The organism is Xanthomonas euvesicatoria, assembly GCF_013112235.1.
GTDB lineage: Bacteria > Pseudomonadota > Gammaproteobacteria > Xanthomonadales > Xanthomonadaceae > Xanthomonas > Xanthomonas euvesicatoria.
In genome coordinates this window covers 2,166,772-2,180,515 of sequence record NZ_JABFFS010000001.1, presented here as the reverse complement: position 1 = coordinate 2,180,515, position 13,744 = coordinate 2,166,772, and the positions used below count along the sequence as shown (strand labels likewise).

The window sequence follows — 13,744 nt, the reverse complement described above, 5'->3', positions numbered from 1 at the left end:
GCCGCAGCCGCAGCCGCAGCCGCAGCGGCATCGCAGTGCAGGCGCAGGCCGTCCAGCAACGCCATCATCGCCAGCTCCTCCGGTGAAGCGAGGCACAGCTGCCACCACGCCGGTTGGCGAACATCGGGCGCTCGGGAGGTCGGGCTGATCCACGACAGCGTGCCTACTTTCCGAGAACGTCGCGGCCAATGAAATCCAGGTGGGTGCCATTACATCAGGTCGATCGCGGCGGCCACGGCCCCCACCGGCCATGCTGCGGCGAGCGTTGGGAAGCGGCCGTCTATAATTCAATGCCTCGTTGCCCCGACCCGGATTTATGCACGCACCGTATTCGCTCCAGGCGCTGGACGCGCGCCGTTCGGTTCCCTCCAAACAACTCGGCGCGCCCGGGCCGGATGAAGACACCTTGCTGCGCATGCTCACCTCGGCGGTGCGCGTGCCCGACCACGGCAAGCTGGTGCCGTTCCGCTTTCTGCGCATCAGCGGCGCCGCACGCGCTGCGCTGGGGGATTTCCTCGCCGAGCGCACCCTGGCCGCCGACCCGCTGGCATCGCCGGCCACCCTTGCCAAGGAACGTGGACGCTTCAGCGACGCACCGGTGGTGATCGTGGTGATCGCCTCGCTGCGCCCCGAGCACAAGGTGCCCGTGCAGGAGCAACTGCTCACCGCCGGCTGCGTCTGTTTCGCGCTGCTGCAGGCCGCGCAGGCGCACGGCTTCGGCGCGCAGTGGTTGAGCGCGTGGATGGCCTACGACCCGGCGGTGACGGGCTACCTGGGCCTGGAAGACAACGAACGCATCGCCGGCTTCATCCACATCGGCACGCCGCGCATGCAGGTGCCCGAACGCGAGCGCCCGGACCCGCGTGCCTTGCTGCGCGACTGGACCCCGTGACCACACCGACCGACCCGCTCGACGCTGCGCCGCTGGCCATCCGGCGCCCGACCCCGCTGTATCTGGTGGATGCCAGCCTGTACGTGTTCCGCGCCTGGCATTCCATCCCGGACGAATTTCAGGATGCGCAGGGCTGGCCGACCAATGCGGTGCACGGGTTTGCGCGGTTTCTGCTGGACCTGCTCGAACGCGAGGATCCGCAGCACATCACCATTGCCTTTGACGAAGCCCTGGACAGCTGCTTCCGGCATGCGATCTACCCGGCCTACAAAGGCAACCGCACGCCTGCGCCGGATGCGTTGCGCCGCCAGTTCGCGCATTGCAAGGCGCTGTGCGCAGCGCTCGGGCTGAGCGTGCTGGCCCACCGCGATTACGAGGCCGACGACCTGATCGGCAGCGCGCTGCACAGCGCGCGGGCGCACGGCTTGCGCGGAGTGATCGTGTCGGCCGACAAGGACCTGTCGCAGTTATTGCTCGAGCATGACGAGCAGTGGGACTACGCGCGCAACCAGCGCTGGGGCATCGACGGGGTGAAGGCGCGCCATGGCGTGCATGCCCACCAGATCGCCGACTACCTGGCGTTATGCGGCGATGCCATCGACAACATCCCCGGCGTGACCGGCATCGGCGCCAAATCGGCAGCGGTGCTGCTGGCGCACTTCGGCAGCCTGGATGCGCTGCTGGAGCGCATCGACGAGATTCCCTTCCTGCGCCTGCGCGGCGCGGCGCAGATGGCGGTGCGGCTGCGCGAACAGCGCGAACACGCATTGCTGTGGCGTCAGCTCACCACCATCGCGCTCGACGCGCCGCTGGCGCTGACCGAAGCCGGCTTCACGCGTGCCCACGCCGATGCGGACATGCTCACCGGGTTGTGCGAGAGCCTGCGCTTCGGCCCGCTCACCCGGCGCCGTCTGTTGGCCGCCAGCACCGGCGCCGCCGCACCGTTTCCTCCCGTTTCCCTGGCACAAGGTCCCCGCCCATGAACCGACACGACACCCCGCCCACCGTGGTCTACGAAGGCAAGTACCAGCGCATGGTCGTACGTGGCACCTGGGAGTATTCCGAACGTGTGCATGCCGGCGGCCTGGCCGCGATCATCGTGGCAGTGACGCCGGACGATGCGATGTTGTTCGTCGAACAGTTCCGCGTGCCGCTGCAGGCACGCACCATCGAAATGCCGGCCGGACTGGTAGGCGATGTGCATGCCGATGAGTCGATCGAACTGTCGGCCATTCGCGAACTGGAAGAAGAAACCGGCTGGACCGCCGAGCATGCCGAAGTGTTGATGATCGGCCCCACCTCGGCCGGTGCCAGCAGCGAGAAGATCGCCTTCGTGCGCGCCACCGGTCTGCGCAAGGTCGGCGACGGCGGCGGCGATGCCAGCGAAGACATCACCGTGCACGAAATTCCACGCGAGCAGGTCGGTGCCTGGCTGGTGCAGAAGATGGCCGAGGGCTATCAGATGGACCCCAAGCTGTGGGCCGGCCTGTATCTGGCCGATCACGCATTGGACGGCACCCCGCGTGGCTGACGCAGCCACCGAACCCTTGCTCGGCGCCGACGATCCGGCGCCGTTCACCGTGCACAACGCGCAGGCCGCATCGCCGTGGCTGTTGATCGCCGACCACGCCGGCCAGCGCGTGCCGGCGCGGCTGGCCGACCTGGGCCTGCCGCAGGTTGAGCTGGATCGCCATATCGGCTGGGATATCGGCATTGCGCAGGTCACGCAGCGGCTGGCCGAGGCGCTGGATGCGTTGGCCATCGCGCAGACCTATTCGCGCCTGGTGATCGACTGCAACCGCCCGCACGACGCACCCAGCCTGATGCCGGCGGTCAGCGACGGCACCCTGGTTCCGGGCAACCAGCACCTGACCGACAGCGACCGGCAGCAGCGCATCGCTGCGATCTTCGCGCCGTATCACGCACGCATCGCCGCCGAACTGGATGCGCGTGCACAGCGCAGTCAGCCGACAATATTGGTGTCGATGCACAGCTTCACCCCGGTCATGGCCGGCAACGCGCGGCCCTGGCATGCCGGCGTGCTCTACCACCGCGATACGCGGCTGGCGCATCGCCTGTTGCAGGCGCTGCGTGCCGAACCCGACCTGGTGGTGGGCGACAACCAGCCGTATGCGGTCAGCGATGCCACCGATTACGCCATCCCGGTGTATGGCGAGGGCCGCGGCCTGCTGCATGTGGAACTGGAAATCCGCCAGGACCTGATTGCCGACGCGGCCGGGCAACAGGCCTGGGCAGCGCGCCTGGCGCGCATCCTGCCGCCGCTGGCAGATGATGCCTTGCTGGCGCCTTGAGCAGCAGCGTTTGGCGCCTGCATGCCGGCACGTTGAACATCTGCAATCTGTAGGAGCGCGCTTGCGCGCGATGGAGCGTTACCGGTAATGCCGCAGTGCGCGCAAGCGCGCTCCTACACGTCATGCGTATGTCATCGCCCCTCAGCGCGTGCCGCGGAGTGATCATGCACATCGACCAAAGCGAACTCTGATCGATGTGCATGCGGTCGTTTACGCAAACCCGTCGGTGGCACGCACCAGCGCATCGACATTTTCCGGCTCGAACGCCGAATGCCCGGAAGCCGGGCTGATCTGCAACTGCGCCTTCGGCCACACCTTGTGCAGGTCCCACGCGCTTTGCAGCGGGCAGACCACATCGTAGCGGCCGTGCACGATCACGCCGGGAATGTCGGCAATGCGATGCGCGTCGCGCAGCAACTGGTCTTCGACCTCGAAAAAACCGCCGTTGACGAAGTAATGGTTTTCGATGCGTGCGAAGGCCAGGGCAAAGTGCGCGTCTTCGTGCCCGGTGACGAAGTCCTCGTCCACATGCAGGAAGCTGGTGGCGCCTTCCCACACGCTCCAGGCCTTGGCCGCGGCCAGGCGCGTGGCCTCGTCATCGCTGGTGAGGCGGCGATGGAAGGCAGCGATCAGGTCGCCGCGCTCATCCTGTGCAATCGCGTCGATGTAGTGCTCCCAGGCATCCGGGAACAGCCGGCTGGCGCCTTCCTGGTAGAACCATTCCAGTTCGAAGCGGCGCAGCAGAAAGATGCCGCGCAGCACCAGCTCGGTGACCTGCTGCGGGTGGGTCTGCGCATAGGCCAGCGCCAGCGTGGAGCCCCAGCTGCCCCCGAACACCTGCCAGCGGTCGATGCCCAGATGCGTGCGCAGCCGTTCGATATCGGCCACCAGATCCCAGGTGGTGTTGTCCACCAGATCGGCATGCGGCGTGGACCGGCCGGAACCGCGCTGATCGAACAACACGATGCGGTACTTGGCCGGGTCGTGGAAGCGCCGCATCTTGTCGTTGCATCCGCCGCCAGGGCCGCCATGCAACATCACCACCGGCTTGCCCTGCGGATTGCCGCACTGCTCGAAATACAGCGTGTGGCGGTCGTCGACCTTCAGGCTGCCCTGCTGGTAGGGCGTGATCTCGGGATAGAGCGTGCGCATGCGTCGGTCCTGCGGGAAACCGCTAGTGTATCGGCTGCTGCGGGCGCACACGGGCAACGCCATGTGATCGAAAAGACCGGTGCGCGGTGAGGGGCGAGGCGCTGAAGAGCACATCGACCTTGCGCGCTTGCCGGCAGGCGGGCGCACTCGGTGCGCACGACCGCTCGATCGAACGCGCGTGCTCCGCTTCGGAACGCGCGGCCAGTCTGCCGACAATGACGCTGCGGCAATTGCTCAGCCGGCCTGGCCCGCAGCTGGCGACCAGCGCCCCAAGGTCACGCGATCACGCCGCTCCAGATCCTGATGCGTGGCCACCGCAGCGAAGCCGCGTGCGGCCAGCAGTTCGGCCACCGCCGCCCCCTGATCCCAGCCGTGTTCCAGCAGCAACCAGCCGCCGGGCACCAGATGCGCAGGCGCATCGGCCACGATCAGGCGAATATCGTCCAGCCCGTCGCTGCCCGACGCCAGGGCACTGGCCGGTTCATAGCGCAGATCGCCCTGCTTCAGGTGCGGGTCGTGGGCGGCGATATACGGCGGGTTGCTGGCAATCAGGTCGAAAGCCTCGCCAGCCAGCGGCGCAAACCAGCTCCCCTGCCGGCAGTCGACATTGCGCAGCCCATGGCTGTCTGCATTGCGCCGGGCCATCGCCAGCGCCGCGGCGCTGGCATCGGTGGCGATCACCTGCGCCTGCGGACGTTCACTGGCGATGGCCAGCGCGATCGCGCCGCTGCCGGTCCCCAGATCGGCGACACGACGGCCTGGCACGGTGTCCAGGCGCTCCAGCGCGAGCTCGACCAGCACTTCTGTATCGGCGCGCGGGATCAACGTGGCCGGCGAGACCGCTAGGTCCAGCGTCCAGAATCCGCGCGAGCCGGTCAGATAGGCCACCGGCTCGCCGGCCTCACGGCGCTGCACCAGGGCATTGAAGGCCTGCGCGACCGATAGAGGCACCGCATCGCGCCCGTGCATGAACAACCAGGCACGATCACGGCCCAGCGCGTGCAGCAGCAGTGCTTCGGCATCGCCGCGCTCGACCCGCCCGGCGGCGCGGCGAAGCAGCTGATCGGCGGGAATGGCGGCGAGATCGTCGGACATACGGGCTGTTCACCTACACGCAACATCGGCTGACCATTATCGACCATGGCGTGCACCGCGATTGCGCTAGATGCCATCTGACGAGTCGATAGCCTAAGACTATCTATGCAATTCCATCAATCGATTTGAGGAATCTATCGATCCTGCCTACCATGGCGCCTGTTCCATCCCCCGCCCCCTTTTCACCGCACGAGGAAACTCAATGTCTCTCATCAACACTCAGGTCCAGCCGTTCAAGGCGAATGCGTACCACAACGGCAACTTCATCGAAGTCACCGAAGCCAGCCTGAAGGGCAAGTGGTCGGTGCTGATCTTCATGCCGGCCGCGTTCACCTTCAACTGCCCGACCGAAGTGGAAGACGCCGCCGACAACTATGCCGCCTTCCAGAAGGCTGGCGCCGAGGTCTACATCGTCACCACCGACACGCATTTCTCGCACAAGGTGTGGCACGAGACCTCGCCGGCCGTGGGCAAGGCGCAGTTCCCGTTGATCGGCGACCCGACCCACAAGCTGACCCGCGCGTTCGGCGTGCATATCGAAGAAGAAGGCCTGGCGCTGCGCGGCACCTTCATCATCAATCCGGAAGGCGTGATCAAGACCCTGGAAATCCACGACAACTCCATCGCTCGCGACGTCACCGAGACGCTGCGCAAGCTGACCGCGGCACAGTTCGTGGCCAACAATCCTGGCCAGGTCTGCCCGGCCAAGTGGAAGGAAGGCGCCAAGACCCTGGCTCCGTCGCTGGACCTGGTCGGCAAGATCTAAGCCGGCTGTCACCTCCGGCCCGATAAGGGCCGGGGGTGAACCGGAGCCGGTGCCGGGCTGCCCGCCAGCCGCCGCCAGCACGCATCCCGACCTCGCGCCGGCTGCGGTTCACTCCCTTCCTTCCCGGCGACCTGCCTCAGCGCAGCGACGCCACGCCCTCCCCTTGCCCATTCCCAGGAGTTCTCCATGTTGGATGCCAATCTCAAGACCCAGCTGACCGCCTACCTGGAACGGGTGACGCGGCCGATTCAAATCAACGCCTCGATCGACGATAGTGCCGGCTCGCGCGAAATGCTCGACCTGCTGGAAGAGTTGGTCCTGCTCTCGGACAAGATCAGCCTGGACATCCACCGCGACGACAACCAGCGCAAGCCGTCGTTCGCACTGACCACGCCGGGCCAGGACATTTCGCTGCGCTTTGCCGGGCTGCCGATGGGCCACGAGTTCACCTCGCTGGTGCTGGCGCTGCTGCAGGTGGGCGGCCACCCGTCCAAGGCGGCAGCCGAACTGATCGAGCAGGTGCAGCACCTGGAGGGCGACTACCAGTTCGAAACCTATTTCTCGCTGTCGTGCCAGAACTGCCCGGACGTGGTGCAGGCGCTGAACCTGGCGGCCGTGCTCAACCCGCGCATCAAGCACGTGGCCATCGACGGTGCCTGGTTCCAGGACGAAGTGGAGGCCCGCCAGATCATGTCGGTGCCCACCGTGTACTTGAACGGCGAGCTGTTCGACCAGGGCCGCATGACGCTGGAGCAGATTGTCGCCAAGCTCGACACCAATGCCGCCAAGCGCGACGCAGCGAAAATCGCCGCGAAGGAAGCGTTCGACGTTTTGGTGGTGGGCGGTGGCCCGGCCGGTTCGGCAGCGGCGGTGTATGCCGCACGCAAGGGCATCCGCACCGGCGTGGCGGCCGAGCGTTTCGGTGGCCAGGTGCTGGACACCATGTCGATCGAAAACTTCATCTCCGTGCCGGAAACCGAAGGCCCGAAGATGGCCGCCGCGCTCGAGCAGCACGTGCGCCAGTACGACGTGGACATCATGAACCTGCAGCGTGCCGAGCAGCTGATTCCGGCCGGTGCCGACGGCCTGATCGAAATCAAGCTGGCCAATGGTGCCTCGCTCAAGAGCAAGACCGTGATCCTGTCCACCGGCGCGCGCTGGAGGCAGATGAACGTGCCCGGCGAAGACCAGTACAAGAACAAGGGCGTGGCGTATTGCCCGCACTGCGACGGCCCGCTGTTCAAGGGCAAGCGCGTGGCGGTGATCGGCGGAGGCAACTCCGGCGTGGAAGCGGCGATCGATCTGGCCGGCATCGTGGCGCATGTCACGCTGGTGGAATTCGACGACAAGCTGCGCGCCGACGAAGTGTTGCAACGCAAGCTGCGCAGCCTGCACAACGTGCGCATCATCACCAGCGCGCAGACCACTGAGGTGCTGGGCGACGGGCAGAAGGTGACCGGTCTGGTCTACAAGGACCGCACCGGCGGCGATATCCAGCACATCGAGCTGGAAGGTGTGTTCGTGCAGATCGGCCTGCTGCCCAACACCGAGTTCCTGCGCGGCACGGTGGCGCTGTCGCCGCGCGGCGAAATCATCGTCGACGACCGCGGCCAGACCGATGTGCCCGGCGTGTTCGCCGCGGGCGACGCCACCACGGTGCCGTACAAGCAAATCGTGATCGCGATGGGCGAAGGTTCCAAGGCCGCGTTGAGCGCATTCGACCATCTGATCCGCACCAGCGCACCGGCCACTGCCGACAGCGTGGCCCAGGCGGCATAAGCGAGCGCCTGCTTAGCGCCCGGCCGACCCGGGCGCTAGGCTTGCAACACGCGCCAGTCGTTCCCCGTCACCGCAATGAAGGCTGCTGCACATGAATCTGCGTGACCTGAAATATCTGGTAGCCCTGGCCGACCACAAGCATTTCGGCCGCGCTGCGTCGGCCTGCTTTGTCAGCCAGCCGACGCTGTCCACCCAGATCAAGAAACTCGAAGACGAACTCGGCGTGTCGCTGGTGGAGCGTGCGCCGCGCAAGGTCATGCTGACCCCGGCCGGCCGCGAAGCTGCCGTGCGTGCGCGCAGCATCGTGGCCGAGGTGGAACAGATGAAGGAAGCCGCACGCCGCAGCCAGGACCCGGAAGCGGGCACGGTACGTCTGGGCATCTTTCCCACCCTGGCCCCGTATTTGTTGCCGCACGTGGTACCGCGCATCCGCGAGCGTTTTCCGCGTCTGGAATTGCTGCTGATCGAAGAAAAGAGCGACCAGCTGATGCACCAGTTGCGCGAAGGCCGGCTGGATGCCGCGCTGCTTGCATTGCCATTGCAGGACGACCAACTGCATGCCGAATTCCTGTTCGAAGAACCCTTCGTGCTGGCCGTGCCGGAAGGCCACCCGCTGTCGCGACACGACAGCATGACCCTGGACGACTTGTCCGAGCAGCGCCTGTTGCTGCTGGAAGATGGCCACTGCTTGCGCGACCAAGCACTGGATGTCTGCCACCTGGCCGGGGCGATGGAAAAATCCGAATTTCAGGCCACCAGTTTGGAAACCCTGCGCCAGATGGTCGCGGCGAATGTCGGCGTGACCTTGCTGCCGCTGCTGGCGGTCAAGCCTCCGGTTGCGCGCTCGGAAAACATCCGCCTGATCCGCTTCCGTGAAGACAAGCAGCCCAGCCGCCGCATTGCGATGGCGTGGCGGCGCAGTTCGGCCATGACCGCGTTTCTGGAGCAGTTGTCGCAACTGTTCAAGGAATTGCCCGAGAGCCTGTTCACCCTGGATCAGCCTACGACGGGACCGAAGGCGGTTGCGGCTTAGGGATTCGGGATTCGGGATTCGGGATTCGGGAATCGGGAATCGGGAATCGGGAATCGGGAATCGGGAATCGTAAAAGCGTATCGCGGTTGCGGTCGCTTTGGCTGCGGTTGGAGGTTTGGAATTGGGCGGCGCGCGAGCGTCGCTTTTTGTTTGTGTGCAGCCCTCTTGCCCAGCTTGTTTGTGTACAGCCCTCTTGCCCAGCATCAATCCGCCGCTGTCTGCTCGACGCGGCTGGCGAGGGCACGCTGCCCACGCGACCATGCGACCATGCGATTTACGCGTAGCGTCTTGTTCGCTTGCTTGAGACCGATAGTGCGGCGTTTGCGGCATGCGCTGGAAGCAGGCTCGTGTGCAGCGGCCGTCATGCCCTCCTCCAATTGATCCAACCGCAGCGCTTGCTCGCTGCACCAGGCCTGCAGCGCCTGCGTGGCGGCCCTTGCCAGGGCCTTGGGTTTGCCATCCATGCATTGCGATCAGCCGCCGGCGCCCTCATCTTGTCAGTGCTGCTTGCCATGTCGGCGAGCCGTTTCTATGAGGAGACTGCCATGACTTCGCAACACCACAGCGGCTTGCCGCCATCCATCCTGGTGTCCAGCCACGACCTTGCCCGGCTTGAGGCATTGCTCGATTCGCCAGCCTTCAACAAGCATCCCGCCGCCACTGCGCTGAGCGACGAACTGGGCCGCGCCCGCGTGCTGCCGCCCGACCAGATTCCCGGCGATGTTGTCACCATGCACTCACGCATCGAATGCGAGGACCAACTGCATGGCGAACGGCATACGCTCACCCTTGTGTACCCGCATGAGGCCGATGTGCAGCACGGCCGCATCTCGGTGCTCGCGCCGGTCGGCAGCGCGTTGCTCGGCCTGTCGGTCGGCCAGAGCATCGATTGGCGTACGCCCGACGGACGCGACCTGCGCCTGCGCGTGACTGCCGTGCACGACCAACCCGCAGCAGCGGGCGACTTCCGGCGCGCGGCGCGCTAACGTAGCGCGCTGCGCCATCCCCGACCCGTTCCACGATTCGAGAGAACCCGCATGACTGCATCCCCCTCCAAGCTCGCCCAGCTGCGTGAACTGTCCGTCGTCGTTGCCGATACCGGCGACTACGACGCCATCAAGCGCCTGCAGCCGGTCGACTGCACCACCAATCCCACCCTGGTCAAAAAGGCATTGGATCTGCCGGTGTATGCCGACCTGATCGAGCGCGAACTGGCCTGGGGCCGCGAACACGGTGGCGAAGACCGCACCAGCACCGTCAACGAAGTGGCCGACCGCCTCACCGTCGGCGTCGGCGTCAAGCTGGCCGAGCTGGTCCCGGGCCGTGTCTCCACCGAAGTCGATGCCGACCTGGCGTACGACACCCAGGCCACCATCGCCAAGGCGCGCAAGTTCGTTGCGATGTACGCCGAGCGCGGCGTGTCCAAGGACAAGATCCTGATCAAGATCGCGGCCACCTGGGAAGGCATCGAGGCTGCGCGCCAGCTGCAGCGCGAAGGCATCGACTGCAACCTGACATTGATCTTCAACCGCGCGCAGGCGCTGGCCTGTGCGGAAGCCGGCGTGTTCCTGATCTCGCCGTTCGTCGGCCGCATCCTGGACTACTACGTCGCCCAGGGGCAGACCCCGGCCAGCATCGACGAAGACCCGGGCGTGGTCTTCGTGCGCACCGTCTACAACGAGTTCAAGCAGCGCGGCTCGTCCACCGTGGTCATGGGCGCCTCGTTCCGCTCCACCGCGCAGATCGAAGCGTTGGCAGGTTGCGACCGCCTGACTATTTCGCCGGACCTGCTGGAAAAGCTCGACGCCGAGCACGGCGAATTGCCGCGCAAGCTCTCGCCGGCCAAGGCCGACAATGCCCAGTTCACCCCGATCGACAGCGACAGCTTCGCTTCGGGCCTGGCCGCCGACCCGATGGCCACCGAGAAGCTGGCCGGCGGTATCGACACGTTCGCCAAGGACTTGCACGCACTGCGCAAGACCATCGCCGACAAGCTCGCTGGCTAATCACACAGCGAGCCTGTTCTGCATACAACGCCTGCAGCTGCCTGGCTGCGGGCGTTGTCGTTTTTGAGTCTGGTTTAGAGATGTGCGGCCAAGCCGGTCTGCATCGCGATAACGGGTAAGGATGCGGGCAGCTCGTGGACGTGGACGTGGGCGTTGCCGCTTCCGCAGCCGGCATTGGCGGGGATCGAACAGCAGCCGCCTGTCAGCGCCCCTGCACGACAGACAGAAGACCGCGCGGCACAGTACAGCCATGCCTGCGCCGTGTACCGCTTGGACCAAACCCCCTGCTCTCCACATATCGCTTACACCCGCTGCGCGCGCACTGCCTAGAATCCGGATTCACTCAACTGGCGTAACGGACAATGGCAAACATTGCAGTGGTGATGGTCGATGGCGTGGCCGATTGGGAAATCGGCGTGGTGCTGCCGGCAGCACGCGAATGGTTCGGCGACCAGGTCGCCATTGCCAGTATCGACGGGCAACCGCTGCAGTCCATCGGCGGGGTGCGCATCACGCCGGAATTCGCCCTCTCCGATCTGGCGCCACTGCAGGCCGATCTATGGATCCTGCCCGGCAGCGAACGCTGGCAAGCCGGCGAAATTCCCGGGCTGAGCGGCTTGCTGGTCGAGCGCGTGCAGCAGCAGCGCCCGGTCGCGGCGATTTGCGGCGCCACCCTCGCCTTCGCCTATGCCGGCCTGCTCGATGAGCGCGCGCACACCAGCAACGCGTTGGCCTTCTTGCAGGAGCACGTGGTGCCGTACGCAGGCGCCGCGCACTATCGCCACGAAAAGGTCGTCAGCGCCGATGGCGTCATCACCGCACCTGGCACCAGCCCGGTGAATTTTGCATTGGCATGCATGCGGCAATTGCATCCGGAGCGCACCGATACGCTCGCCCAGTTGCGCGGCATGTTTGCCGGAGAATTCGTTTAATCCAACGGATTTAAGCCGGTACAGCTGATGCCCGCCCTGGCTCACCGTGCTGATTGCTTGTATCGAGTCTGCATACCGTTCGCGGCCAATCACCAGGAGTATTTGCCCGCGCTGAGCAGCCTCCGATGATGTGCTGCCCGGCCCTCTGCGGCGCTCGCCGCAACAACTCACACCACCGATTCGCTGTACAGCGTCGCCGAGCCGGTTCACCTTACAGACATATCGTCCCATCGCCAGCGTGTGTTGCGATCTCCGTTAAAAAAAATGGCCGCGCCGTCTCCGACGCAGCCATTCAAGTTGCCTAGCACGCACTCCCATGCAGTGCCTGATCGTGATAACGCTGCCGGTCACTGTCGGCCATCGGCACGCTGCCACGATCATGTGGACGACAGCGTTTCAATCCGGCCCGCCTTTCCGTCAGGCATCCAGCCCGATCGGGCAGCTCACTCCCGTGCCGCCAAGCCCGCAATAACCATTGGGGTGCTTGGCCAGATATTGCTGGTGATCGTCTTCGGCGTAATAGAACGTGGGCGCCGGGAAACGGATCTCCGTGGTGATTGCGCCGTACCCAGCTGCAGTCAGTTGTTGCTGATACGCATCGCGGCTGGCAAGCGCGGCGTCGTACTGCGCCTGCGTGGTGCAGTAAATCGCCGAACGGTATTGCGTGCCGACATCGTTACCCTGCTGCATGCCCTGGGTGGGGTCGTGGCTTTCCCAGAAGGTGCGCAGCAATTGTGCGAACGACACCGCTTGTTCGTCGAACACCACCAGCACCGCTTCGGTGTGGCCGGTCTGCCCGGAACACACTTCCGAATAGGTCGCGTTCGGCGTCTGCCCGCCGGCGTAACCCACCGCTGTGGTGTAGACCCCTGGCACGTTCCAGAACTTGCGTTCCGCGCCCCAGAAACAGCCGAGCCCGAATTGCACCTGGGCCAGACCGGTGAACTCCCCGCGCAACGGATGGCCGTTGACCAGGTGCGTGTTATGCAGCGGCAGCGCTTGCTCGCGCCCGGGTAGTGCCTCGCCCGGGCGTGGCATACGTTGTTTGAAGGCGCCGATTCCCAGCATGGTGCAACTCCGCAATCGTGAGGATTGCCTGCTGGATGGCGCCGGCCAGAGCCACTTTCAAGCCTGCCCGGCCAGCGCCTGTCGCCCGCGCCGCATTACTTCGCCTTGGCAACCGCCGCGCGCGTGTCCACTTCCGGCATCGCCGAGCTGTGGTGGTTGATGATCAGCCACTTGCCGTCGCGCTTTTCGTAGACGAAGGTGTAGCGGGCCTGCACGTTGCTCTTGTTGCCGTGCTTGTCGGTCAGCGTGAAGGTGTACACGCCGGCATCCACGGCGCTGTCGTCATCGAGCACGCGCACGGTGCGGTAATTGACCACGCCCTGCGGCTTCTTGGTCAGGAACATCGCGAAGTAGTTTTCGATCTGCTCGCGCGAGGCGCGCACTTCGTTGGAGACCGTCGGCAGCAGCACGCCGTCCGGTGCGTACAGGTCGGCCACCTTATGCGGGTTGCCCGTGGCCAACGCCGCGTTCCAGGTGTCGAACAGCGCAGCGACTTCGCGTTCCTCGCCGCCGGCCGGCAGCTTGGCCTTGTCGGTGTAATGCATCACGCCGCCAGCCAGCGCCGGGGTGGCAGCCAGAGCCAGAACCAGAGAGAAGAGGGTGCGACGCATGGGAAATCTCCGTGTGATTGATGGGGGTGCCTCAGCGGGCAGGCTCAGTATCGAAATCAAGCAGCCCCAACAATTCTGCCGGGTGGCATATACTCAAA

15 protein-coding genes are annotated in these 13,744 nt (G+C 65.4%); 10 read left to right on the top strand and 5 right to left on the bottom strand.

What is annotated here, in order from left to right:
* Positions 1-316: 316 nt before the first annotated feature.
* From HLH45_RS09320 to HLH45_RS09305, 4 genes are read left to right on the top strand one after another with little or no spacing between them, the layout of a single operon-like run.
* The gene (locus tag HLH45_RS09320; RefSeq protein WP_008578127.1) at positions 317-892 is read left to right on the top strand and encodes a nitroreductase family protein; all 576 of its coding nucleotides are present in this window, start codon (positions 317-319) and stop codon (positions 890-892) included.
* Complete coding sequence (locus tag HLH45_RS09315; RefSeq protein WP_008578126.1) at positions 889-1,875, top strand: 5'-3' exonuclease; 987 nt, start codon at positions 889-891, stop codon at positions 1,873-1,875. The genes HLH45_RS09320 and HLH45_RS09315 overlap by 4 nt, the downstream gene beginning before the upstream one ends.
* Positions 1,872-2,423: an NUDIX hydrolase gene (locus HLH45_RS09310; protein ID WP_008578125.1), complete on the top strand. Its 552-nt coding sequence runs from the start codon at positions 1,872-1,874 to the stop codon at positions 2,421-2,423. Before HLH45_RS09315 ends, HLH45_RS09310 begins: the two co-directional genes overlap by 4 nt.
* Positions 2,416-3,204 (top strand): N-formylglutamate amidohydrolase, encoded by a 789-nt coding sequence (locus HLH45_RS09305; protein ID WP_008578124.1) that lies wholly within the window; start codon positions 2,416-2,418, stop codon positions 3,202-3,204. The genes HLH45_RS09310 and HLH45_RS09305 overlap by 8 nt, the downstream gene beginning before the upstream one ends.
* A gap of 210 nt (positions 3,205-3,414) precedes the next feature.
* On the opposite strand, the gene pip is transcribed toward HLH45_RS09305, so the two are convergent.
* Together pip and prmC are read right to left on the bottom strand one after the other, a co-directional pair.
* The gene (gene pip / locus HLH45_RS09300) at positions 3,415-4,356 is read right to left on the bottom strand and encodes a prolyl aminopeptidase (protein ID WP_008578123.1); all 942 of its coding nucleotides are present in this window, start codon (positions 4,354-4,356) and stop codon (positions 3,415-3,417) included.
* A gap of 234 nt (positions 4,357-4,590) precedes the next feature.
* Positions 4,591-5,451 (bottom strand): peptide chain release factor N(5)-glutamine methyltransferase, encoded by an 861-nt coding sequence (gene prmC / locus HLH45_RS09295; RefSeq protein ID WP_008576354.1) that lies wholly within the window; start codon positions 5,449-5,451, stop codon positions 4,591-4,593.
* A 202-nt stretch (positions 5,452-5,653) separates the two neighbouring features.
* Here prmC and ahpC point away from each other — a divergent pair, with 202 nt between their 5' ends.
* The 3 genes from ahpC to HLH45_RS09280 all read left to right on the top strand — a co-directional run bounded on the left by ahpC (position 5,654) and on the right by HLH45_RS09280 (position 9,029).
* The gene (gene ahpC / locus HLH45_RS09290; protein ID WP_003488826.1) at positions 5,654-6,217 is read left to right on the top strand and encodes an alkyl hydroperoxide reductase subunit C; all 564 of its coding nucleotides are present in this window, start codon (positions 5,654-5,656) and stop codon (positions 6,215-6,217) included.
* Positions 6,218-6,403: 186 nt separating this feature from the next.
* A complete protein-coding gene (gene ahpF, locus HLH45_RS09285) occupies positions 6,404-7,996 on the top strand; it encodes an alkyl hydroperoxide reductase subunit F (RefSeq protein WP_008576352.1) in 1,593 nt (530 codons plus the stop codon).
* 91 nt (positions 7,997-8,087) lie between these two features.
* Entirely contained in the window at positions 8,088-9,029 is a 942-nt protein-coding gene (locus HLH45_RS09280) for a LysR substrate-binding domain-containing protein (protein ID WP_008576351.1), read from the top strand.
* 203 nt (positions 9,030-9,232) lie between these two features.
* Here the strand turns inward: HLH45_RS09280 and HLH45_RS09275 are convergent, their stop codons facing one another.
* Complete coding sequence (locus HLH45_RS09275; RefSeq protein ID WP_008576350.1) at positions 9,233-9,493, bottom strand: hypothetical protein; 261 nt, start codon at positions 9,491-9,493, stop codon at positions 9,233-9,235.
* Between the two features lie 81 nt (positions 9,494-9,574).
* Between HLH45_RS09275 and rnk the strand changes: the two genes are divergently transcribed.
* The 3 genes from rnk (at position 9,575) to HLH45_RS09260 (ending at position 11,967) form a co-directional block, all read left to right on the top strand.
* Positions 9,575-10,015 (top strand): nucleoside diphosphate kinase regulator, encoded by a 441-nt coding sequence (gene rnk, locus HLH45_RS09270; RefSeq protein WP_011346504.1) that lies wholly within the window; start codon positions 9,575-9,577, stop codon positions 10,013-10,015.
* 51 nt (positions 10,016-10,066) lie between these two features.
* On the top strand, positions 10,067-11,035 hold the full coding sequence (tal, locus tag HLH45_RS09265) for a transaldolase (protein WP_008576348.1): 969 nt from the start codon (positions 10,067-10,069) through the stop codon (positions 11,033-11,035).
* Positions 11,036-11,397: 362 nt separating this feature from the next.
* A complete protein-coding gene (locus HLH45_RS09260) occupies positions 11,398-11,967 on the top strand; it encodes a type 1 glutamine amidotransferase family protein (RefSeq protein ID WP_008576347.1) in 570 nt (189 codons plus the stop codon).
* 417 nt (positions 11,968-12,384) lie between these two features.
* Here the strand turns inward: HLH45_RS09260 and msrA are convergent, their stop codons facing one another.
* Both msrA and HLH45_RS09250 read right to left on the bottom strand, forming a co-directional pair.
* A complete protein-coding gene (gene msrA / locus HLH45_RS09255) occupies positions 12,385-13,035 on the bottom strand; it encodes a peptide-methionine (S)-S-oxide reductase MsrA (RefSeq protein ID WP_008576346.1) in 651 nt (216 codons plus the stop codon).
* Positions 13,036-13,130: 95 nt separating this feature from the next.
* Positions 13,131-13,646: an SgcJ/EcaC family oxidoreductase gene (locus HLH45_RS09250; RefSeq protein WP_011346501.1), complete on the bottom strand. Its 516-nt coding sequence runs from the start codon at positions 13,644-13,646 to the stop codon at positions 13,131-13,133.
* Positions 13,647-13,744 lie beyond the last annotated feature (98 nt).

Coding starts and splice junctions, on each gene's coding strand:
- HLH45_RS09310 (WP_008578125.1), top strand. CDS start 1,872: ATGAACCGACACGACACCCCGCCCACCGTGGTCTACGAAGGCAAGTAC.
- ahpF (WP_008576352.1), top strand. CDS start 6,404: ATGTTGGATGCCAATCTCAAGACCCAGCTGACCGCCTACCTGGAACGG.
- prmC (WP_008576354.1), bottom strand. CDS start 5,451: ATGTCCGACGATCTCGCCGCCATTCCCGCCGATCAGCTGCTTCGCCGC.
- msrA (WP_008576346.1), bottom strand. CDS start 13,035: ATGCTGGGAATCGGCGCCTTCAAACAACGTATGCCACGCCCGGGCGAG.
- HLH45_RS09280 (WP_008576351.1), top strand. CDS start 8,088: ATGAATCTGCGTGACCTGAAATATCTGGTAGCCCTGGCCGACCACAAG.
- rnk (WP_011346504.1), top strand. CDS start 9,575: ATGACTTCGCAACACCACAGCGGCTTGCCGCCATCCATCCTGGTGTCC.
- tal (WP_008576348.1), top strand. CDS start 10,067: ATGACTGCATCCCCCTCCAAGCTCGCCCAGCTGCGTGAACTGTCCGTC.
- HLH45_RS09250 (WP_011346501.1), bottom strand. CDS start 13,646: ATGCGTCGCACCCTCTTCTCTCTGGTTCTGGCTCTGGCTGCCACCCCG.
- pip (WP_008578123.1), bottom strand. CDS start 4,356: ATGCGCACGCTCTATCCCGAGATCACGCCCTACCAGCAGGGCAGCCTG.
- HLH45_RS09275 (WP_008576350.1), bottom strand. CDS start 9,493: ATGGATGGCAAACCCAAGGCCCTGGCAAGGGCCGCCACGCAGGCGCTG.
- HLH45_RS09260 (WP_008576347.1), top strand. CDS start 11,398: ATGGCAAACATTGCAGTGGTGATGGTCGATGGCGTGGCCGATTGGGAA.
- ahpC (WP_003488826.1), top strand. CDS start 5,654: ATGTCTCTCATCAACACTCAGGTCCAGCCGTTCAAGGCGAATGCGTAC.
- HLH45_RS09320 (WP_008578127.1), top strand. CDS start 317: ATGCACGCACCGTATTCGCTCCAGGCGCTGGACGCGCGCCGTTCGGTT.